This window comes from Bacillus sp. CGMCC 1.16541, assembly GCF_003184905.1.
Classification (GTDB): domain Bacteria; phylum Bacillota; class Bacilli; order Bacillales; family Bacillaceae_H; genus Priestia.
In genome coordinates, this window is record NZ_KZ821207.1 from 133425 (window position 1) to 156992 (window position 23568).

Annotated in this window: 20 protein-coding genes and 2 riboswitches; of the genes, 15 read left to right on the forward strand and 5 right to left on the reverse strand. The window is 37.9% G+C overall.

What is annotated here, in order from left to right:
• Window positions 1–223 precede the first annotated feature (223 nt).
• From DIS06_RS02560 to DIS06_RS20020, 4 genes are all read left to right on the forward strand, one after another.
• Window positions 224–1522, forward strand: coding sequence for an NCS2 family permease (locus DIS06_RS02560; RefSeq protein WP_110111757.1), 1299 nt, complete (start codon window positions 224–226; stop codon window positions 1520–1522).
• 127 nt (window positions 1523–1649) lie between these two features.
• Entirely contained in the window at window positions 1650–2024 is a 375-nt protein-coding gene (locus DIS06_RS02565) for a cbb3-type cytochrome c oxidase subunit I (protein ID WP_110111689.1), read from the forward strand.
• A gap of 105 nt (window positions 2025–2129) precedes the next feature.
• Window positions 2130–2393: a hypothetical protein gene (locus tag DIS06_RS02570; protein ID WP_110111690.1), complete on the forward strand. Its 264-nt coding sequence runs from the start codon at window positions 2130–2132 to the stop codon at window positions 2391–2393.
• 69 nt (window positions 2394–2462) lie between these two features.
• Window positions 2463–2609: a hypothetical protein gene (locus tag DIS06_RS20020; protein ID WP_162595843.1), complete on the forward strand. Its 147-nt coding sequence runs from the start codon at window positions 2463–2465 to the stop codon at window positions 2607–2609.
• A gap of 29 nt (window positions 2610–2638) precedes the next feature.
• Here DIS06_RS20020 and DIS06_RS02575 read toward each other — a convergent pair whose 3' ends face one another.
• Together DIS06_RS02575 and DIS06_RS02580 are read right to left on the reverse strand one after the other, a co-directional pair.
• Window positions 2639–3442, reverse strand: a complete 804-nt coding sequence (locus tag DIS06_RS02575) for an HAD family hydrolase (RefSeq protein WP_110111691.1) — start codon at window positions 3440–3442, stop codon at window positions 2639–2641.
• Window positions 3443–3840: 398 nt separating this feature from the next.
• Window positions 3841–5271 carry a carbon starvation CstA family protein gene (locus DIS06_RS02580; protein WP_110111692.1) on the reverse strand — a complete coding sequence of 477 codons (1431 nt, stop codon included), beginning with the start codon at window positions 5269–5271 and terminating at the stop codon, window positions 3841–3843.
• A 258-nt stretch (window positions 5272–5529) separates the two neighbouring features.
• Here DIS06_RS02580 and DIS06_RS02585 point away from each other — a divergent pair, with 258 nt between their 5' ends.
• Genes DIS06_RS02585 through DIS06_RS02595 form a run of 3 tightly spaced genes read left to right on the forward strand, consistent with a single transcriptional unit; the run spans window position 5530 to window position 7092 of the window.
• Window positions 5530–6057, forward strand: a complete 528-nt coding sequence (locus tag DIS06_RS02585) for a TasA family protein (protein ID WP_162595844.1) — start codon at window positions 5530–5532, stop codon at window positions 6055–6057.
• A 19-nt stretch (window positions 6058–6076) separates the two neighbouring features.
• Window positions 6077–6550: a signal peptidase I gene (locus DIS06_RS02590; RefSeq protein WP_110111694.1), complete on the forward strand. Its 474-nt coding sequence runs from the start codon at window positions 6077–6079 to the stop codon at window positions 6548–6550.
• Window positions 6551–6582: 32 nt separating this feature from the next.
• A complete protein-coding gene (locus tag DIS06_RS02595) occupies window positions 6583–7092 on the forward strand; it encodes a hypothetical protein (protein WP_162595845.1) in 510 nt (169 codons plus the stop codon).
• Window positions 7093–7127: 35 nt separating this feature from the next.
• Here the strand turns inward: DIS06_RS02595 and metH are convergent, their stop codons facing one another.
• A complete protein-coding gene (gene metH / locus DIS06_RS02600; protein ID WP_110111696.1) occupies window positions 7128–10574 on the reverse strand; it encodes a methionine synthase in 3447 nt (1148 codons plus the stop codon).
• Entirely contained in the window at window positions 10575–12413 is a 1839-nt protein-coding gene (locus tag DIS06_RS02605; RefSeq protein WP_110111697.1) for a bifunctional homocysteine S-methyltransferase/methylenetetrahydrofolate reductase, read from the reverse strand.
• A gap of 71 nt (window positions 12414–12484) precedes the next feature.
• Window positions 12485–12594, reverse strand: a riboswitch (SAM riboswitch).
• Window positions 12595–12849: 255 nt separating this feature from the next.
• On the opposite strand from DIS06_RS02605, the gene DIS06_RS02610 reads away from it, so the two are divergent.
• Window positions 12850–15378 carry a bifunctional 2',3'-cyclic-nucleotide 2'-phosphodiesterase/3'-nucleotidase gene (locus DIS06_RS02610; RefSeq protein WP_110111698.1) on the forward strand — a complete coding sequence of 843 codons (2529 nt, stop codon included), beginning with the start codon at window positions 12850–12852 and terminating at the stop codon, window positions 15376–15378.
• A 57-nt stretch (window positions 15379–15435) separates the two neighbouring features.
• Here DIS06_RS02610 and DIS06_RS02615 read toward each other — a convergent pair whose 3' ends face one another.
• Window positions 15436–16338: an aldo/keto reductase gene (locus DIS06_RS02615; protein ID WP_110111699.1), complete on the reverse strand. Its 903-nt coding sequence runs from the start codon at window positions 16336–16338 to the stop codon at window positions 15436–15438.
• A gap of 141 nt (window positions 16339–16479) precedes the next feature.
• Here DIS06_RS02615 and DIS06_RS02620 point away from each other — a divergent pair, with 141 nt between their 5' ends.
• The 7 genes from DIS06_RS02620 (at window position 16480) to glcT (ending at window position 23427) form a co-directional block, all read left to right on the forward strand.
• Window positions 16480–17508, forward strand: coding sequence for a YkvI family membrane protein (locus DIS06_RS02620; RefSeq protein ID WP_110111700.1), 1029 nt, complete (start codon window positions 16480–16482; stop codon window positions 17506–17508).
• A gap of 117 nt (window positions 17509–17625) precedes the next feature.
• A riboswitch (FMN riboswitch) is annotated at window positions 17626–17772 on the forward strand.
• 203 nt (window positions 17773–17975) lie between these two features.
• Window positions 17976–19088 carry a bifunctional diaminohydroxyphosphoribosylaminopyrimidine deaminase/5-amino-6-(5-phosphoribosylamino)uracil reductase RibD gene (gene ribD, locus DIS06_RS02625; protein ID WP_110111701.1) on the forward strand — a complete coding sequence of 371 codons (1113 nt, stop codon included), beginning with the start codon at window positions 17976–17978 and terminating at the stop codon, window positions 19086–19088.
• Window positions 19069–19722 (forward strand): riboflavin synthase, encoded by a 654-nt coding sequence (gene ribE, locus DIS06_RS02630; protein WP_110111702.1) that lies wholly within the window; start codon window positions 19069–19071, stop codon window positions 19720–19722. The genes ribD and ribE overlap by 20 nt, the downstream gene beginning before the upstream one ends.
• 13 nt (window positions 19723–19735) lie before the next feature.
• Window positions 19736–20944, forward strand: a complete 1209-nt coding sequence (locus DIS06_RS02635) for a bifunctional 3,4-dihydroxy-2-butanone-4-phosphate synthase/GTP cyclohydrolase II (protein WP_110111758.1) — start codon at window positions 19736–19738, stop codon at window positions 20942–20944.
• A 39-nt stretch (window positions 20945–20983) separates the two neighbouring features.
• Window positions 20984–21451 (forward strand): 6,7-dimethyl-8-ribityllumazine synthase, encoded by a 468-nt coding sequence (gene ribH, locus DIS06_RS02640; RefSeq protein WP_110111703.1) that lies wholly within the window; start codon window positions 20984–20986, stop codon window positions 21449–21451.
• A 138-nt stretch (window positions 21452–21589) separates the two neighbouring features.
• Window positions 21590–22474: a hypothetical protein gene (locus tag DIS06_RS02645; RefSeq protein ID WP_110111704.1), complete on the forward strand. Its 885-nt coding sequence runs from the start codon at window positions 21590–21592 to the stop codon at window positions 22472–22474.
• Window positions 22475–22578: 104 nt separating this feature from the next.
• A complete protein-coding gene (gene glcT / locus DIS06_RS02650) occupies window positions 22579–23427 on the forward strand; it encodes a glucose PTS transporter transcription antiterminator GlcT (RefSeq protein ID WP_110111705.1) in 849 nt (282 codons plus the stop codon).
• Window positions 23428–23568: the final 141 nt, after the last annotated feature.

The window sequence follows — 23568 nt, forward strand, 5'->3', positions numbered from 1 at the left end:
TTCTCGGTAGTAAGGTGTCTCTTACGATGAGAAAGCCTTTTGTTTTTTTTAGTTAGTGGATAATTATGGGTTAATAGCAGAAGAGGAAGTGGAAAAAATAAACGTAAGCAAAATAAAATGTTTTTCTTGAAACAATTTTTTATTTTGCTATAATATGGTCCGGTGACTCTATTTTGAGATTCACTGGGTGGGTGAGGGATATGTTGAAAAGAAGGAAGAAGTTTTGAAAGCGTTATTTGAAAAAACATTTCATTTAAAGCAACATGACACGACGATTAGTAAGGAAAGTGTAGCAGGAGTTGTTTCGTTTCTTTCAATTGTGTATATTATTGCGATTAACTCCGCGATTTTAGCGGATGCAGGTATTCCAATGGAAGCTGGTATTTTCGCTACGGTTGCAACATCTGTGATTGGGTGTTTGTTAATGGCTTTTTGGGCAAATGCACCGCTCATTTTGGTTCCTGGAATGGGAATTAATGCGTTATTTACGTATACGATGGTGCAATCAATGGGCTTATCATGGCAAGAAGGTTTGGCAGCAGTATTGCTCTCAGGAATTCTATTTGCCCTACTGGCATTTTCTCGCTTTGCCGGGAAGTTAGTAGAATCGATTCCTCATTCATTGAAAGAAGCAATTACTGTCGGAGTCGGTCTCTTTTTAACGTTTATCGGTTTACAAAAAGGTGGCCTCGTTATTCCGAGTGAAACAACTTTTGTTGCATTAGGAAACTTAGCTAGTCCGTTTGTATTGAGTACACTCATTACATTGGTGATTACGGTTGTCTTATTTATTCGAAATGTACCCGGAAACTTCCTGATAAGTATGGTAGCAGGTACATTTATTGCTATGCTATTTGGTGTGTTGCCTTCGACAGACTCAACGGAACAAGCTGAAGGAATCACTCAATTCTTTGCAGGATTCAGTGCATTTTCATTCACAGCATTAGGAGAAGTGGCATTTTGGGCAGCTGTTTTTTCATTGACAATGGTTATTGTTTTTGAAAACATTGGCTTAATTCATGGGCAATTAGGTATGATGAACCAAAATGAAAAGTTTCCTCGGGCGTTTCAAGCAAATGCTGTATCAGCGATTACGTGTGGACTATTTGGAACGAGTCCAACTGTTTCATCTGTTGAAAGTGCAGCTGGTATTGCATCAGGTGGTCGTACTGGATTAACATCACTTGTAACCGGCGCTTTATTTTTAAGTTCATTGCTTTTCATACCATTCATCAAAATGGTTCCAAACAGTGCAATAGCGCCTATTTTAATTATGATTGGTGGACTAATGATTCAAAACATTAAAAACATCAATTTACAAGACTTATCAGAAGGATTCCCTGCATTTTTAATTATTGCATTAATTCCGCTCACATACAGTATTGCGGACGGCATTGCATTTGGCTTTATTGCTTATCCAATTTTAAAGGTAGCATTAGGCAAAATGCGAGAGGTATCTGCATTTATGTATGGCATTGCGTTTTTATTTTTATTAAATTTTGTTTTACATTATATAGGCTAGTTTTTAAGAGATATGACCATAATTGGTCGTATCTTTTTTTATGATTAATAATTGTAAAATTCAGTCTAATTTCACATTTTGAGCGTAGAAATGTAAAAGAACTGTACCTAAAGAAGGGGGAAAGAAGATGGGGATTCGTTTGATTAAAATTTCAGCTGCTTATTTTGCGATTGGAGTATTAATTGGATACTATATGTCCACGGCGCATAACTACGAGTTAACACCTGTGCACGTTCATATTAATTTACTTGGATGGACATCGTTAACGTTGGCTGGCATTCTTTATCAGCTATTTCCTACACTTGGTGAAAATAAGCTAGCAAAAGCACACTTTTGGCTTCATAATATTGGGTTGCCGGTCATGATGATTGGATTAGCACTTATGATTTTATTACGAAACGAGCAGTTTGTACCGATCGTAGCAATTGGTGGAACGTTCACGGCTCTTGCGGTTTTGACCTTTTCATTCAATGTTATAAAGAATTTAAAGCCGTCGTCATGACGTAACAGGAAAAACTCATGTTCATCTCGAAATAATGAAGTAAGAAACAAGAATACTGTGTTCTTTTCTTTCATATTAATAGGGTAATTAAGAGGAGGATGAACAATGAGTGAACGTGATCAATTAGTACGTGTAAAAGAGCTAGCTAGTGAGATTATTCGATTACGCCTTCAAGATTCAGCGGAGTTTAGTGAGCTAGAGTTGAAAAATAACGTTGAATTACTTGCTCGTTCTGTCATTGATTTGGTCAATATTCAGCTGTCAGAAGATGCTGATACATCCACTTCTTTAAAAGCAACAGTTTGTAAAATGAAAATGGCCTATAATCAAATGGAAAACAGTAAGAAAAAAGAAGCATTACACTCTTAATATGAGCACTACTACTTCCATAAACACCTTTTGAATATAAAGCGTTAGAAGGGAAGTGGTTTACTCCATATGTTTGAATCGATTGCTTTACTGCTCTTTTCCGCTGTGTTTGTGTTTATTTTCTTTGCAGTGATTTTATTAGTGGTCAATATCCTATTTAGAAAGCGAAAGTTAACTGATTCAGAGGAAGAAGAGGTTATGGATGACGATTTATGATAAAGATAAATAAACCAAGCCAAAGCATCTTAAGATACGTGGCTTGGTTTATTTTGTTCTAACACGATATGAGCAGCTTCACTAACCGAATCTACAACGTATGCGGCTTCTTTTTTTACAGCTTCAGGCGCAGTAGCCATTGCAAAGCTATTAGGAGTTAAACGAAACATAGGGATGTCATTAAAGGAGTCACCGATGCACGCCACTTCTTCAGGTTTTAGTTGCAAATGATCAAGCAATACTTGTATCGCATTACCTTTACTAATGTGTTTAGGCATAATATCTAAACATTTAGGAGCAGAGATGTATGTATCAACCTCATCTGGAAATGCTTTTGCTAACTCTTGCTGCAATTCAAACAACTGATCATCCTCACCTAAAACAGTAATTTTAGAGGGGCTAAGAGAAAGACCAATTTCTGTTTGCATGTTTGCTTCTACTTCAATTGGAAAAAACATAAATTTCTCAATTTGTTCCACGATCTCTGTTTTTTCTTCAACGAAGTTGGTGTTATTCGAGCACACGATCGTCAGTTTATCTGGAAGGTTGGTTAATGAATAAAGCTTTAATGCGAGTTCATGGTGAAACACTTTCTCATGTAGAGAATGGTTTTCGTTTGTAATCACATAAGCGCCGTTTTGGCTAATGCGGTGGAAAGAATCTTTTACGTCACGTGCAATTTTGGTAATTTCATTATCCATTCGTCCAGAAGCTAGACAAATATCAATGTTTTGTTCACGCAACTTCTTTAGTGCATCAATGTTATGTTGTTCTACTGCTTTGTTTTCATTTAATAATGTACCGTCTAAGTCACTGACAAATAATTTAATCATAAGAACGGAACTCCTTTCTCTTAATGAAAGATGTCACGTTATCCATTATAAGGAACAGGTAAGTGTCATGCAATTGTGACGTCTTTTCATAACGAAAAAAGAGAGTGGGACATAACGAAATGATTCCTTCTCAAAAACGAACAAGAACGTTTCTGTCATCGTTATGGTACAACAACAAGTTCGTTCCATTTCGCTCGAGCCACTCGCTTTCCGCGGGGAGGAACCTGAGCCTCCTCGTTCCTGTGGGGTCTCAGCCTTTCCTCTATTTCCCGCAGGAGTCGAGTGTCCTACGCTCCATTCCACTATTCTTTTAAACTTGGTTTTTAATCAAAAAATATCCGAACTATAAATAGTTCGGATGTCTTATCGACTGAAACACTTATGTCCCAGCCTCTTTTTTATGCTGCTTGTGTTGCTACTTTTTGATTTTGATGATGACGAATTTGTTTTACGTACCAAATAGCTACTAGTACTGTTAAAGTTGCGCCAATCGCTAATGAAGTGTTGTAGCTTAATTGGAATCCTTCAGGTGCATAGAAGATATACGTACTTACTACACCTGTCATAAACAAAGCAGGTACACTACAGATCCAGTGATTCTTTGCTTTTTCTAATAAGTAGATAGCAGCTGTCCATAACATAACAGTTGCAACTAATTGGTTTGTCCATCCAACATAACGCCATAAGAATGAATAGTCGATTGTTGATAAATAAAAAGCAGGGATGGCAACTGGAATCGTAAATAGTAGAGCCACTTTCCAATTGTTTTGATTTGCTTTTTTACTAACTAAATCTGATAAAATCATGCGAGATGAACGTAGAGCTGTGTCTCCTGTTGTAATTGGAAGGATAATAACACCTAAGATTGCTAAAATCCCACCTAATGTACCAAGTAGAGAAGTTGAGATTTCATTTACAACTCCAGCTGGTCCACCTGCTGCTAATGCTTCTTGTAAACCTCCTGTGCCTCCGAAAAATGTCATTCCTGCAGCGGCCCAAATTAATGCGATAATTCCTTCACCAATCATTGCACCGTAAAACACTTTTCGTCCGTCACGCTCATTTTGTAACGTACGAGCGACGATAGGACTCTGTGTACAGTGGAAGCCAGAAATAGCTCCACAAGAGATGGTTACCATTAACAATGGCCAAATTGGTAATTCACCTGGATGTAAGTTCGTAAAGGTTAAGTTCGGAATCGGTTTGTCTACTAAGAAGACAAGTCCAAATGCGATGGCTACTGCCATAAAGATTAAAACGGCTCCGAAAATTGGATAAATCTTTCCGATGATTTTATTAACAGGTAAGATTGTTGCTAAGATGAAATAAGCAAAAATGATAATAAGTGCAGTTAAAAATGGTAAAGATGTGACACTTGAAATTAATTGAGCAGGTCCAGCCGTGAATGCTGCTGCAACTAAAATCATAAGAACAAGAGAAACAAGGTTAATAATTGATTTTGCGTATTTTCCTAGATACCGACCTACTAAGCTAGGGTATTGTGCTCCCCCGTGTCGTAATGACATCATTCCTGCGAAATAATCATGTACAGCTCCAGCGAAGATTGAGCCAAGTACAATCCAGATAAAAGCGACTGGTCCGTAAAGGGCACCCATAACAGCCCCGAAGATTGGACCTAAACCAGCTATATTTAACAATTGAATAAGTGAACCTTTCCACCATTTCATTGGAACATAATCAAGTCCATCAGCTTTCTCATAGGCAGGCGTTTTTCGTGATGCATCGATACCGAAAATTCGCTCAACCACCTTTGCGTAAAAAATATAACCACAGATTAATAGTGCGACTGAAGCGAAAAAGGTTATCATGTTGAAGAGCCTCCTCATTTACTAGAATTTTTAGAAAATTTAATGTTCTTATCCTAACAAATGTCAGGTGAGTTGACAACCTATTTTTCAGAAAAAATAAAAAATATGTCAATTTAAGCAATTACATTCTTGTTTGAGAACAATTTAGATGAATTTGACAAGGTAAAAGTGGATTCTTTTTTGTTTGTTAAAAGAATGTTCCATTTGAAGAGGTATGTTCATATATTAGTTATTATGATTGATAAAGGAGCAGGTAAGTTGAAAAGGAAAAGAAGAAGTTCACTCCTGTGGTGGGCAATTATTATCACTTTCGTTCCAATGATGTTTTTTGGTAAAACAACGGCTTTATTCACAGACGAAGTGGTCATTGATGATAATATTTTTTCAACTGCGACATTGTCGATAGAAGTAACCCCGTCACCCATCTTTAATGTAAGTGATATTGTACCTGGAGATGTTATTCAACGAACTGTCACAGTTCAGAATACGGGTACGGTTCCATTTTTATACGATGTGACAAATACATCGAGTATGAGTTCATTACTTTGGACAGACGTAACGAATGGTTTACAGCTAGAGGTGAAAGAGGGCTCTACTATTTTATATGCTGGTCCAATATCTCAGTTAAATGCCGGACTGTCTCCAATTCAATTGAATAGTGCAGAAACTGACGTATTAACATTTACCGTTACATTGCCACAGTCTGCAAACAATACATTTCAGAACCTAACAGAAACGGTTACATTTGATTTTAATGCTGTACAATTAACCGGAGCAAATCGTTAAATAAGGAGATGGTCAAACAATGAAACATCTTCCGCTCATTAGTTTACTGTTCTCTATTTGCTTACTGATTTCATTTGGAATCACACTTTTGATGGGGTGGAACTTTCATATTGTCGTGACAGATAGCATGCGTCCAACAATGGAAAAAGGTTCAGTAGCCATTACGAAACCTGTTAGTCAAGCGAAAGAAGAGGAGTTAGTTGGTGAAATTATTTTATTTCAACATCAGCAAGTTCATCAAAACGTTATGCACCGAGTGGAAAGAACAGACCTTAACGAAGAAGGCTCTTTTTCTTTTGTAACAAAAGGAGATGCAAACCGAGTTGAAGATCATCTGACCATTAAGTTAGAAGACATCGATGGTGTGTATGTTGCTCACATTCCAGTTATAGGGTATGTTGCTTTTCTCATTCAAAAGTATTGGCTGATTATAGTAGGTGCCTTTTTAATTACGATGTTATATACGTATCAAAAAAAAAGACGAGATACGTAGTTTTCAGTTTGTTTTTATTCACTCTCTTGTGGATGGCTGTTACTAATGTATCTGTTTATAGTTTATTTTCAGCTAAACAGCAAACGTCAGCAACGGTTTCGGTAGGATCGAGTCCATATTTCTCTTACATTCTCGGAAGCACAAATGTGAAACAGCCCAATGATTCATCTAAGAACATATCAACAGGGATAGACGAAACGTTGCGATTAGATAAAGGAAATCTATCAAGCTTATTGGATTCCTACCGTCCTGTAGATGAAGCATTCACCATTACTAATAAAACCAACTCTGCGCGTACGTTGCAGTTGTCAGTCGAGAATGTAACGAGACCGATGTTAGCGTTAGTCGGAACAAATTACATGGTAAGTGTTCCTTCTTCTATTACCATTCCAGCACAGACGACTCGACCTGTTACGGTGACAACAAGCTTTTTGCCACTTTTAAGAATTGGTGGAACATATACAGGAAATATTGTCATACGTGACATAGAGCAAGGGATCACATTTCGAGTTCCGATTCGCGTATTTATTATTCTGCTATAAGTAAAAAAGTGGAGCAATTGCTCCACTTTTTTGAGTTATAAAACATTGAAATATTTTGCTTCTGGATGAGCGAATACAAGAGCTGTAACCGAAGCTTCTGGCTCCATCATAAAGCCGTCTGTTAAGTGAATACCGATTTGCTCTGGCTCAATCAGACGGAATAACTTTTCTTGGTCTTCAAGATCCGGACAGGCGGGATAACCAAAAGAAAAACGTTGACCTTGGTATTTTGCAGAGAAACGCTCCGCCATCGTGAAATCTGGTGAATCAGGGAATCCCCACTGATCACGAATTTGTTGGTGAATGCGTTCTGCTAGCCCTTCTGCTAGTTCAAGAGCTAACGCTTGTAATGCGTGGCTTTTTAAGAAATCGCCGTTTTCTTTATACTGTTTTGCTTGATCTCGAATTCCTGTACCTGCTGTGACAGAAAAGAAGCAAACATAGTCCATTTCATTTGAACGAACAGGCTTTGCGTAGTCTGATAAGCAAAGGAATGGTGCTTTCTTTTGCCTTGGGAATGTAAAGCGTTCAATGACTGTTTGATGATCGTTTGGATCATAAATGAGCAAATCATCACCATCTGACTGAGCAGGAAAGAATTGATAAATAGCAGCAGGTTGAATGGTGTTATTTTGTTGAGCTTCTATCAGCAATTCATCAACCGTTTCTTTTAACTGAACTGTTCGCACATCTTTTTCAGCTAAGAGTTTGTTCACTTTTCCTTTGATGCCAAGGTGATGACCTAATAACATTTGCCAGTTAATGTACGGAATAACTTGAGATAAACTGTATTGTTTAACAACGTGACGCTTTGTATCTGCTGGTACTAAGACTGGAACATCTGTTGAAACATCGGAACGTTCTAAAACGGCAACTACTGTTTTAGCTGGTTCTTGACGCGTTTCTTCACGAACAGCCTTTTCAGCTTGCAGTCCTCTTAACTGCTCGATAAATTGTGCGCGTTCACCTTTGTTTTGCAGTTTGTTTGCTAGCGCTAATCCATCCATTGCATCTTTTGCATACACGACAGCTCCGTTGTATTCAGGAGCAATACGGTGATCAGTAAAGCGTCTTGATAGAGCGGCTCCTCCAACTAAAATGGGAACAGAAATATTAGCTTGCGTTAAATCCTGAGCCGTTAACACCATTTGTTGAGCTGATTTTACAAGTAAGCCAGATAAACCAACAATATCGGGTTTTTCTTTTTGGATAGCTTCAATTAGCTGTTGAGGCGTCACTTTAATACCCAAATCAACCACTTTAAAGCCGTTGTTGCTTAGGATAATATCAACTAAGTTCTTTCCGATGTCATGAACGTCACCTTTCACAGTGGCTAAAACGACTTTCCCTTTTCCGTTATCTTCTTCACCTTTTTCCATATGCGGCTCTAAAAAAGCAACAGATGCTTTCATCACTTCTGCACTTTGAAGAACTTCTGCTACAATTAACTGATTATCGTTAAAGAGACGACCAACTTCTGTCATGCCATCCATTAACGGTCCATTGATAATAGCTAACGGATCACTATATTGATTTAATGCTTGTTCTAAATCAGGAATTAATCCTTCTTTCGTTCCTTCCACTACATAAAGAGCCAGTCGCTCTTCTAATGATAAGTTTAGGTTTTCAACTTTGGATTCTTTTTTCTTTTCACGATAAAAATTTGTGAATGTACTTAACGTTTCATCATTCGTATGAAACAGAAGTTGGTCAGCTAACTGAATTTCTGCTTCTGGAATGGAAGCATAGCGTTCTAATTTTTCTGTGTTTACAATGGCATAGTCAAGACCCGCTTGTGTACAGTGATACAAATACACGGCGTTTAGAACTTCACGGCCGACAGGGGGAAGTCCAAATGAAACGTTACTAATACCAAGCATGGTTAGACATTGTGGCAGTTCTTTTTTTATTAATTCAATCCCTTTAATGGTTTGTTCCGCAGATCCAATATATTGCTCATCGCCTGTTCCAACAGGGAACACAAGTGGATCGAAAATAATATCAGTTGGATTGAGCCCGTGTTTTGTGACTAACAAATCATAAGAGCGCTTCGCAATTTCGACTTTGCGCTCAGCAGTCACGGCCATTCCTTCTTCATCAATGGTTCCGACGACAATAGCTGCTCCATATTTTTTAATTAATGGCACAATGGCATCAAAACGTTCTTCTCCGTCTTCTAAGTTAATGGAGTTAATGATCGCTTTTCCTTGGCAGTATGTTAATGCTTTTTCAATCACTGCTTCATCTGTAGAATCAATAACAAGTGGTACTTTTACTTTTTTAACCACTTCTGAAATGAAGTTTTCCATGTCTTCTAATTCTTCGCGGTCCGGATCCGCTAAACAAATATCAATGACGTGAGCACCATTTTTTACTTGTGCACGAGCAACTTCGGATGCTTCCTCAAACTTTCCTTCTGCAATCAGTCGTTTAAACTTACGAGATCCAATTACATTGGTACGTTCCCCGACAAAAAGAGGGCGCATGGAGTCATCGTAAATGAGTGCTTCAATTCCTGATACTGCATGAGAGTGAGAAGGAATAGATAACGAACGCGGTTGCACGTCTTTTACAGCTTCAGCTAGAGCTGCAATGTGAGCAGGAGTAGTTCCACAACAGCCCCCGACAATATTCAACCAACCTTTGTCTGCAAAGTTTTTAATTTTCATCGCTAATAGCTCTGGTGATTCATGATACAGACCATCTTCATCTGGTAAACCAGCGTTCGGATAACAACTTACAGCTGTTGTAGCTAAGTTTGATAGTGAACGAATATGATCAGTCATAAATTCTGGGCCTGTTGCGCAATTTAATCCAACAGATAAAGGTTTCATATGTTCAAGTGATAAATAAAAGGACTCAATATCTTGACCAGCAAGTGTTGTACCCATTGGCTCAATCGTACCTGAAATCATAATTGGCATTTCTTTGCCAGTCGTGGAAAAGGCGTTTGAAATACCTAAAAAGGCAGCTTTCACGTTCAGCATATCTTGACATGTCTCAACGAGTAGTAAGTCTACACCACCATCTATTAAACCTCTTGTTTGTTCTTCATAAGATGTGATTAGTTCTTGGAAACTGATTCCGCCTGTTACAGAAAGTGTCTTAGTTGTCGGTCCAATGGAACCTGCAACAAAACGTGGCCATTGAGGTGTTGAAAACCTTTCACAAGCTTTCTTGGCTAGTTTTGCAGATTCGACGTTGATTTCATACGCTAAGTAACCTAATTCATATTCATCGAGTACAGTGGAGGTTGCACCAAACGTATTGGTCTCAATAATATCTGCACCTGCTTGTAAGTATGCTTCATGAATAGACTGAATGACGTTAGGAGCAGTTAACGAGAGGTATTCGTTACACCCTTCGTATTCTTCACCACCAAAGTCAGATGCAGTAAGGTTGGCATCTTGAATCATTGTTCCCATTGCACCATCGATGACAAGGATTTTATGTTGAAGTTGCTGTTGAATGCTTGTGCTCATTTAAATCTTCCTTTCTGTTGTGACAAGTTGTTTTTCGTGAATGTATTGTGTTAATTCAACGGTCATTTCATAGCGCATAAAAGGCGTAATTAAATAAATGCCATCAAACAACTCATAAGCTGTATCAATTAAATCTTTTGCAATGGCTAATCCTTCGATTTGACCTTGGATTCGGTCGTTTCCTGTAGCATCCATTCTCGTTAGGATTTGATCTGATAATTTAATACCAGGTACTTCATGATGGATAAACCGGGCATTTCGTGAACCTGTTAACGGCATGATACCGATGTAAATAGGTGCGTCTAAATGTTTAGTTGCCTCATATACATCACGAATTTGCTTTTCGCAATAAAGTGGCTGCGTAATAAAGTAGTGAGCACCACAGGTGATTTTCTTCTCAAGGCGCTGTACGGCTTTATCTAAGTGCCTCACATTTGGGTTAAAAGCAGCTGCGATAGAAAAGTTTGTTTTCTGACCGAGTGGTTTTCCAGAATAGGAAAGCCCTTCGTTGAATTGAGAAATAAGACTGATTAAATCAAATGATGATAAATCATATACAGATGTTGCACCAGGAAAGTCCCCAACCTTTGATGGATCACCTGTAATGGCTAACACTTGGTTCATTCCTAACGTATGAAGCCCCATTAAGTGGGATTGAAGTCCAATTAAGTTTCGATCACGACATGTAAGATGAACGAGCGGTCGTGCTGTTGTATGTTGCTGCATTAATGTTGCCATCGCCAGGTTGCTTACCCGTGGTGAAGCGAGTGAGTTATCAGCAAGAGTAACAGCGTCTACACCCGCTTTTTCTAACGCTTTTGCTCCTTCTAAAAACTTCGTCACTCCTAGCTTTTTGGGTGGATCTAATTCAACAATGATTGATTTGCGTTGTTTGACAATCTCATGTAAATGCGGTTGATGATCAATGGTTTGTTCTTCTACAATAATCCTAGGTCGCTCTTTTACCGCTTTTGTTGTAATGGGTTCTTTGTCTTTTAATGCATCTGCCATCGCTGAGATATGAGAAGGTGTCGTACCACAACAGCCACCGATCAGGCGTACACCTTGATTGCGAAAGGAGAGAGCACTTTCAGTAAAATAGTCACTATTTGTTTCATACACAAGTTTGCCATCGACATAAGACGGTAAGCTTGCGTTCGGATAAGCAGACAAGTGTGCATGCTTTGGTAATGGCACTTCTTCAAGTGATTGAATCATATGGTAAGGTCCTAGTCGGCAGTTTAACCCAACGACATTCGCTCCTAACGTTTCAAGTTGAGAGAGAGCATCACCAATATGGGTACCATCTTGCAAGACACCAATTTCATGAAGTGAGACGTGTGAAATAATCGGTTTATCTGTTTCTTTTCTAGCAATTTCTAAAACAGTCTTTAACTCTTCAAAGTCGTAATATGTTTCAAGGAGAAGGCCATCCACGTCTTCGTGTAATAACCAAAAGAGTTGTTCGCGGAAGCTTCTTTTTATTTCCTCAATCGTTGTGGAACTTTTTTGAAAAGATCTTGTTCCTCCAATTGTTCCAACGACATACCCGTTATGACGTACGGCTTGTTTTGCAACCTTTACACCTGCAACGTTAATGTCTTTGACAGAGTCTTCTAACCCGTGTCGAGAAAGTTTTTGATAGTTAGCGGCATAGGTATTTGTTTGAATAACGTTTGCTCCAGCTTGTAAATAAGCTTGATGAATACCGAAAATTTCTTCGCTTTTCGTCAGGTTCAATTCTTCAAAACAACTATCAATACCATGTGTATATAAAAGTGTGCCCGTTGCACCATCTCCAATTAAAATCTTTGATTGTAAATCTTCCAGTAGTCCCACTGAAAAAGCCTCCTTTAGCGTTAGATAAAATAAAAAGCCTTCTATAGAAGAAGGCTTGAATGCATGCTCTCTCCTTATCTTTCAAGCAATAAATCATTGCTTAGCTGGATTTAGCACCATGTCTCTACGACTGGTTGCTGAGGTTTCAAAGGGCCAGTCCCTCCACCTCTCTGGATAAGATTGTTTGATTATAAACTTATGTACGTCAGTACGAAAAAGAATATGTACGTTCTAATTTATCTGATTTTTAACAATTATACAATAGATTCATTGGAATTTTTAAAATTTTGTATTCTTTTCATAGGTAGATTGATCGAATGGTGTGATAAAAGTAATTTTTTTGTAAATTTCAACAAAAACTTTATCTTTTTGTCGAATTTTCCATTAAAATAGATGTTGGTTACGATATTTCATTTACATATAGGGGGAGTTTTAAGTGAAAAAGTTTAAGAAAAGAACACTCGCTGGTGCAGCGCTTGCATTAGGATTAATTGTTCCACAAGTAGCACCGACAGTTTCGTATGCAGACTTTAATGAGGACATTGTAAAGTTGCGAATTCTTGGCACAACGGATATTCATACAAACCTTGTAAACTATGACTACTATCAAGATAAGACGGTTCAAAACTTTGGCTTATCTAAAACAGCGTCACTTATTAAGCAAGCTCGTGAAGAACAACCGAACACATTACTTGTAGACAACGGTGATATTATTCAAGGAAATCCGCTTGGTGATTATACAGCGCGAGTAGCACCGTTAAAAGAGGGGGAAGTTCACCCTGTTTTTGATGTGATGAATTTATTGAAGTATGATGCTGCTACACCAGGAAACCACGAATTTAACTATGGACTTGACTTCCTTGAACAGAGTTCAAAAGATGCACAATTCCCGTATGTAAATGCTAATGTGTATCATGATGATAAAGATAATGATCCAACAAACGATAAATTTTATTTTTCTCCATATCAGATGTTAGAGCGTACAGTAACGGATGAAGACGGAGAGAAGCACACAATTAAAGTAGGTGTAACTGGATTTGTCCCACCTCAAATCTTAAGCTGGGATAGCTCTCACTTACAAGGTGAAGTAGTTGTAAAAGACATCGTCGAATCAGCAAAAGCAATTGTTCCAAAGATGAAAGAAGAAGGAGCAGATGTCATTGTTGTTCTTTCTCACTCAGGAATTGATTATTCTGGTTATAAAGAAGGTATGGAAAACGCAGCGTACTATCTAACAGAAGTGGAAGGAATTGATGCAGTTGTTACGGGGCATCAACACAACAAGTTCCCAGCAATCAACGGAGCAAAACAAGATTTTCCAGATAGCGAAGAAAAGAAAATCGATAACGCAACAGGAACAATTAATGGTGTACCTGTTACGATGCCAGGATCTTGGGGCGATCATTTAGGTCAAATTGACTTAACGATTGAAAAAACAGATGGGAAGTGGGCAGTCAAGCAGTCTGCAGCAACGATTAAACCAATTGTTGGGACAGATGGAAAGCCGACAGTGGAGTCAGATAAAGAGATTGAAGCAGCAGTGAAAGAACGCCATGAAGGAACGATCAAATATGTGAACGGACCTGTTGGAACGACAACAGCACCAATTAACAGTTACTTTGCGTTAGTGCAGGATGATCCATCTGTTCAAATTGTCAATCAAGCTCAAAAATGGTATGTAGAAAAGTCATTAAAAGGAACACAGTATGAGAACTTACCAATCCTTTCTTCAGCTGCACCATTTAAAGCAGGTGGGCGTAATGGAGCGGATTACTATACAGATATCCCAGCTGGAACCATTGCAATTAAGAACGTAGCCGATTTGTATTTATATCCGAATACGGTATATGCGTTAAAATTAACAGGGAAAGAAATCAAAGAGTGGTTAGAATGGTCAGCAGGTCAATTTAATCAAATCGATCCAAAGAAAACAGAAGAACAATCACTTGTAAATGGAAACTTCCCAACGTACAATTTTGATATCATTGATGGAATTACTTATGAGATTGATGTAACGGAACCAGCAAAATATGATCGCAACGCAGCGATTGTTGATGAAAAAGCAAATCGTGTCAAAAATATTCAATTCGAAGGAAAAGCGTTAAAAGATGATCAAGAATTTGTAGTTGTGACGAATAATTATCGTGCAGGGACAAGTAACCTTGTGAATCCGAAAGGGAAAAATACAATTTTAGCCGCTCCAGATGAAAACCGCCAAGTGATTATTGATTATATTACGGAAACAAAAACAATCAATCCAGCGGCTGATCAAAACTGGAAGTTAACACCAATCAAAGGTGATGTGAAGGTAACATTTGAATCATCACCAAAAGCACAAAACTACTTAGCAAGTAATAAGCATATTCAATATCAAGAAACCTTATCAACAGGTTTTGCCAAATACACAGTGGACTTATCACCAAAGCAAGTGGAGAAAAAGCCATTTAAAGACGTACCAACAGCTCACTGGGCGTTTGATTACATCACCGCTTTACAAGAAGCTGGCATTATTAAAGGACAGACAGAAGAATTATTTAATCCACAAGGAAACATTACGCGAGGTCAATTTGCTTCAATGCTTGTTCGTTCATTGAATATAAAAGCAGAGGGTACATCGAAGTTTAAAGATGTTCCAGCTTACTTACAAGCTGATGTAGCAGCAGCACAAGAAGCGGGAATTACAACAGGAAGAACGAATGATACGTTTGCACCGTTCGCATCGATTACTCGTGAACAAATGGCTGCGATGATTATGCGTGCATATGAGTACAAAACAGGTAGTGAATACAAAACAAAACAACCAGCACCTTATCAAGATCAAGAAAGCGTTCAAGGTTGGGCGAAAGATTATGTAAATGCAGCGTATGAACTAAAGTTTATGACAGGACAAGGCTCGGCATTTAATCCAAAAAGTAAATCAAACCGTGCTCAAGCGTCAAAAGTCGTGTATTACTTAAATAAATAAAGAAATAAAAAGAGCGTTCCCTTCGTGATAAGCGAGGGGAACGCTCTTTTTTGAAATTTAATCGACAGGACGGCCTTTTGAACTTTCTAGAACTTGGAACCATTGCATACGATCCATCTTTAAATTCATTGCATCAACTGCAGCTTGAACACGTTCAATCTTACCTGAACCAACAATCGGCATAATGTTTGCTGGATGAGCAAGTAACCAAGCGTATGCAACTTGATCAAGTGAAGTTGCACCAATTTCAGCACCAATTTCTTCAAGCTTTGAACGAACACGTACAGAACGTTCATCATCAGCTGTAAAAATCTTTCCTCCACCTAATGGAGACCAAGCCATTGGTGCAATCTTATGTTGTTGACACTGTTCGATGGTACCTTGATCAAAATGGTCTAAGTAAGTAGGGGAAATCTCAATTTGATTTGTCACAAGTGAGAACGGTAAGTATGACTGCAACATGTCAAATTGTGATCGTTTAAAGTTTGACACACCAAAGTGACGAACTTTTCCTTCTTCTTTTAACTGAATAAATGCTTCTGCCACTTCTTCTGGGTTCATGAATGGGTCTGGGCGATGAATGAGAAGAACGTCTACATAATCTGTTTGTAAGTTACGCAGAGATTGTTCCGTGCTTTTTACAATATGTTCTTTGCTTGTGTCATAAAAGTTGATTTTACGTTCAGGGAATTTACTGGATTTAAGTTTAATCCCTGTCTTTGTCACAATCTGCATGGACTCTCGTAACGAAGGTTTTAAAGCTAATGCTTCTCCAAAACGCTCTTCGCATGTGTAATCTCCGTAAATATCAGCGTGATCAAATGTTGTAATGCCAAGGTCTAAACATTGTTCTGTTAATGCAAGCGTTTGCTCTTTTGTTAACTTCCAATCAGATAAGCGCCATAATCCATGTATAATACGTGAAAACTGTAAATCGTCTGTTAAATTAACCGTTTGCATATCGGTCACCTCGTATGTAAGTTTTTCTCGCTTATTATAGCAAAGTAAAGGGCAGTCGGCGAATGTTAAGGAAGAAAAGGCTCGTCTTTTTTTGAAGACAACCACATATAGTGTACTATCGCGCTAGAAAAGGGTGGTTACATGAAAAAGTGGAAGCTTACATTACAAGTCGCTGCAACATATATCGGAACAGTCGTTGGAGCAGGCTTTGCGACAGGAAAAGAAATTGTACAGTTTTTTACGAAGTATGGAACAGCAGGATTAATTGGCATTTTAATTAGTGGGCTCTTTTTTATATGGCTTGGTTCTAAAATGATGTTAATGGCAAATGAGATTAAAGCTGAATCCTATCAAGACTTAAATAATCATTTGTTTGGCTCTGCCATTGGGAGAGTGGTGAATCTTTTTACCATTATTATTTTATTTGGGATTACATCCGTTATGTTGGCCAGTACAGGAGCGATTGCACATGAACAGCTAGGGTTATGGCCTCAGCTAGGAATGGTTTTGACAATGATTTTAGCGTATGTATCCATTATGAAAGGCATTGAAGGGTTGATGATTGTAAACTCGTTAGTGGTACCGATGATGTTGACGTTTTCAATTATCATTATGTTTCCATACCTTCAACACTTTTCGTTTTTACAGGTATCATCTGTCCATCTAATAACAAGTGATTTAAGCTGGGCGCTAAGTCCATTTTTATATATTGCGTTTAATTTAGCGATGTCACAAGCGGTATTGGTTCCTCTTGGTAGTGAAATAAAAGATAAGTCAATTATTAAGCGTGGTGCAATTTTAGGGGGGATTGGGCTAACATTTATGATGGTAGCGACTCACTTAGCGTTATCAAATGTACCTTACACGTTTCAACTTGAGATTCCAATGAGTGAAGTGATTAAAGATGTTGGAGTTTGGATTAACTGGCTCTTTTTAATTGTTATTTTTGGAGAGATTTTTACGACGTTAATTGGAAATGTGTTTGGAATGGCAAGGCAAGTGAAGAGTGTGTTACGTATTTCTGAACATAAAGCTTTTATCATTATCTTACTTCTTTGTTTTACAGTCGGTCAGATTGGATATGGAAAGTTATTAGAAGTACTTTATCCCTTATTTGGTTATATGGGATTGTTGTTCATTGCGATGTTATGCGTAAAAAAAGTAAAATAAATAAAAATTATGACAATTCGTGTCACTTTTGATATAATGAAATAGGACACACTCACTGAGTTAATTCGTTGACAAGGTAGAGGTGTCCGCATTATGGTAAGAATGATAATAAAATAGTGAATCCTTCGGGGTCGGGTGAAAGTCCCAACCGGCGGTGATAAGATCTCGTATCTTTAAGCCCGTGACCCGCTTGTTACGTTAACACGCGGTGGATCTAGTTAAAATCTAGAGCCGACAGTATAGTCTGGATGGGAGAAGGATCAGGATGCAGTGTATGTTATTTCTTTTTACAACGTGTAAAGGGTGTATTTGTGCTACATAAATACAGATGCCTTTTCATTTTGACGAAGATAACGACTGTTTATTTAAGTATGCTTAAAACGTATACAATAGATACTGATTCAACTCAACCAACCCCTAGGTACTCCTAGGGGTTTTTCGTTTACATTTGGTTGGGAGGAGATACATTGAACGATTTTCATTTCATGAAGCTAGCCATTGAATTAGCGAAAACGACACAAGGGCAAACCAGTCCTAACCCAGTTGTAGGAGCCGTTGTCGTAAAAGATGGTGCGATCGTAGGAATGGGGGCACATTTAAAAGCAGGAGAAGCTCATGCTGAAGTGCATGCATTAGGAATGGCTGGAGAACGAGCGACAGGTGCAACGCTATATGTGACACTAGAGCCTTGTGCGCATTATGGAAAAACACCCCCTTGTGCACATTTAGTCGTTGAAAAGGAAGTCAAGCGAGTAGTCATTGCATCCACAGATCCCAACCCATTAGTAGCAGGTAAAGGGATTGCAATTATGAAAGAAGCGGGTGTAGAAGTCGTCGTTGGTGTGTTAGAACAAGAAGCGACTGCTCTGAATCAATCATTTTTTCATTTTATTGACACAAAGCTTCCGTTTGTCACGTTAAAAACAGCGACGAGCTTAGATGGGAAAACAGCAACGTATACAGGAGAGAGTAAATGGATTACAAGTGAACAAGCTCGGCTAGATGTGCATGAGTTGCGACATCAACACGATGCCATATTAGTCGGTGTGAACACAGTGAATATCGATAATCCAAGTCTGACAACAAGACTCCCTAACGGTGGTAAAAACCCCATTCGTGTTATTTTAGATACTCATTTGCGTATCGATGAAAAATCAACCATTCTTCACGATGGACAAGCACCTACGTGGATTATTGTCGGACAACCTGCACAAAGTAAAAAGATTGAAGCTATTACAAATGAATTTGTTCGTATCATCAAATTACCGACGAAACAGCTTTTGTTAAAAGATGTTCTACACGCGCTAGGTGAAAGAGGGATTACTTCTCTATTTGTTGAAGGTGGCTCTACAATTCACGGTGCATTTTTAAAAGAGAAGTTGTTTAATCAAGTTATTACGTATATCGCTCCAAAGCTGATTGGAGGTCGAGAAGCTCCAACGTCATTTGGTGGCAAAGGAATAGCGTCAATGAATGACATAGTAAATGTAGAGATTAAGTCTGTTGAACAGCTTGGTCAAGATCTTAAAATTGTGGCAGTTCCAAAAGAAGGTGAAATGAATGTTTACGGGGATTATTGAAGAAATAGGTGAAGTGAATCGGATTCAAAAAGGTAGCGAAGCCATTGTCATCTCTATTGGTGCAAACAAAATTTTAGAAGATGTCCATTTAGGAGATAGCATCGCAGTGAACGGTGTTTGTTTAACGGTTACTTCTTTTTCAAAGCAGGAGTTTACCGTTGATGTCATGCCTGAAACCATTAAGGCAACAACACTAAAAGAATTGACAGCAGGTGCAAAAGTAAATCTTGAACGAGCAATGGCAGCGAATGGACGGTTTGGAGGTCACTTTGTCAGTGGTCATATTGATGGAGTGGGAAGCATCATTCGTAAGACTCCAAAAGGAAATGCAATCTATTACGAAATTGAAGTGAGTCCATCGCTAAGAGAATTTATGATGCTAAAAGGATCCGTTTCAGTTGATGGAACGAGCTTAACGATATTTGGATTAAGTACTAATAGCTTTACAATTTCACTTATTCCACATACCGTCACTCATACAGTAATTGGTCACAAGCAACGAGGTGACACGGTCAATATTGAATGTGACATGCTTGCTAAATATATAAAAGAAATGACGACAAAAAGAGAAGTTCCATCAAGTAAAGGGAACATGTATGATCTTTTACAAAGACATGGATATACAGATGAATGATGAGGTGAATAGTATGTTTCATACAATTGAAGAAGCCATTGAAGATTTAAGAAATGGCAAAGTAGTCATTGTGTGTGATGATGAAGATCGAGAAAATGAAGGTGACTTTGTTTCTCTAGCAGACCTTGCTACACCGGAAGTGATTAATTTTATGGCAACTCATGGGCGAGGTCTAATTTGCACGCCTGTTACTGAGGAGCTAGCAGCAAAATTAGACTTAAAGCAAATGGTGACAACGAACACAGATATGCATGGAACAGCTTTTACTGTAAGTATTGATCATCAATCGACGACAACAGGCATTAGTGCATATGAGCGCTCTACAACGATTAAAGCGTTATTAGACGATTATGCGGTTGCAGCTGACTTTCGAAGACCTGGTCATGTTTTCCCCTTAGTTGGTAAAAAGGGTGGCGTATTGCAACGTGCTGGTCATACAGAAGCTGCCATTGATTTAGCTGTTTTAGCAGGAAGTCAGCCTGCGGGTGTCATTTGTGAAATTATGAAAGAAGACGGTACGATGGCACGTGTTCCGGATTTAGTAGAGGTAGCGGCAAAATTCAACTTAAAGATGATTACAATTAAAGATCTGATCGCCTATCGCCGTAAGCACGAGCAACTTGTTCATCGTGAAGTAGAGATTAACTTACCAACTTCGTTTGGGGATTTTAAAGTAGTCGGCTACACAAATGAAGTGGATGGCAAAGAACATATCGCGATTGTAAAAGGAGACATCACACCAGAAGAACCTGTATTAGTGCGTGTGCATTCAGAATGTTTAACAGGTGATGTGTTTGGCTCTTATCGTTGCGATTGTGGCCCTCAACTTCATGCGGCACTTGCGCAAATTGAAGAAGCAGGAAAAGGCATCTTACTTTATATGCGTCAAGAAGGTAGAGGCATTGGTTTGTTAAATAAACTGCGTGCCTATAAATTGCAAGAAGAAGGCTATGACACAGTCGAAGCAAATGAAAAGCTTGGATTCGGTGCAGATTTAAGGGAATATGGCATTGGTGCACAGATGTTAAAAGACTTAGGTGTGCGCAAAATGAAGTTATTAACAAATAACCCGCGTAAAATTACAGGTTTAAAAGGATACGATTTAGAAGTTGTGGAGCGTGTTCCGATTCAAATGCCAGCAGTTAAAGATAATGAAAAATACTTAACCACAAAAGTAGAGAAGTTAGGACATTTATTAAATTTTGCTCATTCTAAACATTAATCAATACAACAACAAACACATTAGAGGAGGACGTTAAAAATGGGTAACGTATTTGAAGGGAATTTAGTTGGGACAGGTCTAAAAGTGGCAATCGTTGTAGGTCGCTTCAATGAATTTATTACGAGTAAATTATTAGGTGGGGCACAAGATGCATTAAAACGTCATGGTGTAGAAGATGAGAATGTCGATATCGCATGGGTACCAGGTGCATTTGAAATTCCTTTAGTAGCAAAAAAGTTAGCAGATTCAAAAAAGTATGATGCTGTGATTACACTTGGAACTGTGATTCGTGGTGCGACACCACACTTTGACTACGTGTGTAGTGAAGTGTCAAAAGGAGTGGCATCTCAAAGCTTACAGTCAGGCATTCCAATTATCTTTGGTGTCTTAACAACTGAAACAATTGAACAAGCCATTGAACGTGCTGGAACAAAAGCAGGAAACAAAGGATGGGAAGCTGCTGCAGCTGCAATTGAAATGGCGAATTTACTAAGAGGAATCGAGTAAATAAAGAAAATAACAAGTGCTTGAAGAAGTGGTGACCGTAAGAAGTGGTTCACCACTTCTTGTTGTTAAAGGTGTATAATTTCCATTAAACGTCTAAACCTATATAGTATCATCTGCTTCTGTGAGAGGAAGAATTATATGCCTCATTATATCCCTTTTCTTTTCTTAGTTATTATAAGCTTAGTCTTATTTACTATCGTACTATGGCATAAACGTGATCCGATATTAATTGTGCTTTTCCTTTTTATGACAGGGTTAGCGTATGTTTTGGAATATATTATTTTAATTTTACTTAATAGCTATCGGTACAACCCAAATTTAATGCAAAATGATTATTTTGATAATATATTAGGTTCTGTTACTTCACAAGCATTTGCGTTTCCCGTGATGGCAGTAGTTATTGCGGCTTATCAATTGCGCTTGTCTTACATTATTGTACTTTCGATCATGTTTATGGGAATTGAAGAGCTATTTATCACGTGGGGAGTGTATACGCAGTATTGGTGGAAAACATATTATACGGCTACCTTTATGATTATTGGTTATTTGATTGCAAAAACATGGTATGTGTGGCTACATGAAAGATTTAATGTGTTTATTCACACAGCAACGCTTTACTTTTCAATGATTAGCATCAATGCTACCGTTATGTTTATTGCAGTTGCTGGGTATAAAACACATTGGCTGCAAATGAACTTATTTGCAAACAGTATCAGAGATCATATCAATTTAAATACACTATATGTTTGCATATTAACACTTATTTATGTGTGGATTGTATTAAAGAGAGTATCAATCATATGGATCGTAGCAATAGTCTTTTTAATAAGATTATTTGACTTTATGTTAATCAAATTAGGGATTTTATCTTTAGCTTCTTGGAACTCTTTGTGGAGCATTGTACTGTTGGATGGAATTATTTTACTCATTACATTTGTTTTGCATCGTTTTATTATAAAAAATTGCTATGGTACAAACCAAGCAAAAGAACAGGCATTTCAAAAGTGTTATAAAAGCGACTAACAATAAATCATAAACGTCCCAAAAAAACTAATTGACGATAAAACAAACTATTTTGTAAGATGAAAAGACGAATATTTGAAAGTAAATAGGGGAGTGGAGGATTCGTGAAGGAGTCCTTTTTTATCAAAAAGGTACTAAATAATAATGTATTAATTGCAACTCACCATATGTACAATGAAGTAGTTCTCATTGGCAAAGGGATTGGGTTTAATAAGAAAAAAGATGATTGTATTGATTCTTCAGACGTTGAAAAAATGTTTCTTTTAAAAAACGAACAAGAACAGGAGCAATACAAACAGTTATTAACGCAAATTGATGAATCGTTTGTAGAATTAATGAATGATATTATTTCATATATCCAAGAACATGTTCAAACATCATTAAATGAACATATTCATATTGCCTTAACCGATCATATTGCATTTGCTATTAAGCGTTTTCAACAAGGAATGGATTTTAGAAATCCTTTCTTAATTGAAACGAAGGCACTTTATCCAAAAGAGTACGTTATTGCAACAGAGGTCATTCACATGATAAAAAAAGAAATGGGTGTGGAGCTTCCTGAAGGAGAAATCGGTTTTATTGCGTTGCATATTCATAGTGCTATTACTCAAAAAAACATCTCAGAAGTAAACGAGCATTCAAGTCTAATTCAGACAATCATTCAAGTGATTCAAGATTCATTTAAAGTAACTTTAGATAAAGAATCTGTTCATTATATGCGTCTAATTCGTCATCTGCACTTTGCGATTGATCGTGTGAAAACAGGGGAAGAAATTGAGGAGCCAAAAAAATTAGCTTTACTCTTGAAAGAAGAATATCCTCTATGCTACAATGTTGCTTGGAAAGTGGTAAAAGTTATGCAACAAGCGTTACGTTTACCTGTGTATGAAGCAGAAGCTGTCTACTTAACGATGCATTTGCAACGATTAGTCAGCAAAACTGAATTATAAATCATTTCGGTACGTGTTACTGATTCGATCAGGCATGAGTGAGAAATGAAGCGGATTTTTTACATAAGGGGAGTAGTCTATCCTTTTCCGTTTCTTTTTCCTCATGCCTTTTTTGTATTTGTCAAACAACGGTCATCTACA

Excerpts from the sequence above, each read along its gene's own strand:
- ribH (WP_110111703.1), top strand. The coding sequence starts at position 20,984 with ATGGGTAACGTATTTGAAGGGAATTTAGTTGGGACAGGTCTAAAAGTG.
- DIS06_RS02575 (WP_110111691.1), bottom strand. The coding sequence starts at position 3,442 with ATGATTAAATTATTTGTCAGTGACTTAGACGGTACATTATTAAATGAA.
- DIS06_RS02565 (WP_110111689.1), top strand. The coding sequence starts at position 1,650 with ATGGGGATTCGTTTGATTAAAATTTCAGCTGCTTATTTTGCGATTGGA.
- DIS06_RS02590 (WP_110111694.1), top strand. The coding sequence starts at position 6,077 with ATGAAACATCTTCCGCTCATTAGTTTACTGTTCTCTATTTGCTTACTG.
- ribE (WP_110111702.1), top strand. The coding sequence starts at position 19,069 with ATGTTTACGGGGATTATTGAAGAAATAGGTGAAGTGAATCGGATTCAA.
- metH (WP_110111696.1), bottom strand. The coding sequence starts at position 10,574 with ATGAGCACAAGCATTCAACAGCAACTTCAACATAAAATCCTTGTCATC.
- DIS06_RS02635 (WP_110111758.1), top strand. The coding sequence starts at position 19,736 with ATGTTTCATACAATTGAAGAAGCCATTGAAGATTTAAGAAATGGCAAA.
- DIS06_RS02580 (WP_110111692.1), bottom strand. The coding sequence starts at position 5,271 with ATGATAACCTTTTTCGCTTCAGTCGCACTATTAATCTGTGGTTATATT.
- DIS06_RS02615 (WP_110111699.1), bottom strand. The coding sequence starts at position 16,338 with ATGCAAACGGTTAATTTAACAGACGATTTACAGTTTTCACGTATTATA.
- DIS06_RS02595 (WP_162595845.1), top strand. The coding sequence starts at position 6,583 with ATGGCTGTTACTAATGTATCTGTTTATAGTTTATTTTCAGCTAAACAG.
- DIS06_RS20020 (WP_162595843.1), top strand. The coding sequence starts at position 2,463 with ATGTTTGAATCGATTGCTTTACTGCTCTTTTCCGCTGTGTTTGTGTTT.
- DIS06_RS02620 (WP_110111700.1), top strand. The coding sequence starts at position 16,480 with ATGAAAAAGTGGAAGCTTACATTACAAGTCGCTGCAACATATATCGGA.
- DIS06_RS02570 (WP_110111690.1), top strand. The coding sequence starts at position 2,130 with ATGAGTGAACGTGATCAATTAGTACGTGTAAAAGAGCTAGCTAGTGAG.
- DIS06_RS02645 (WP_110111704.1), top strand. The coding sequence starts at position 21,590 with ATGCCTCATTATATCCCTTTTCTTTTCTTAGTTATTATAAGCTTAGTC.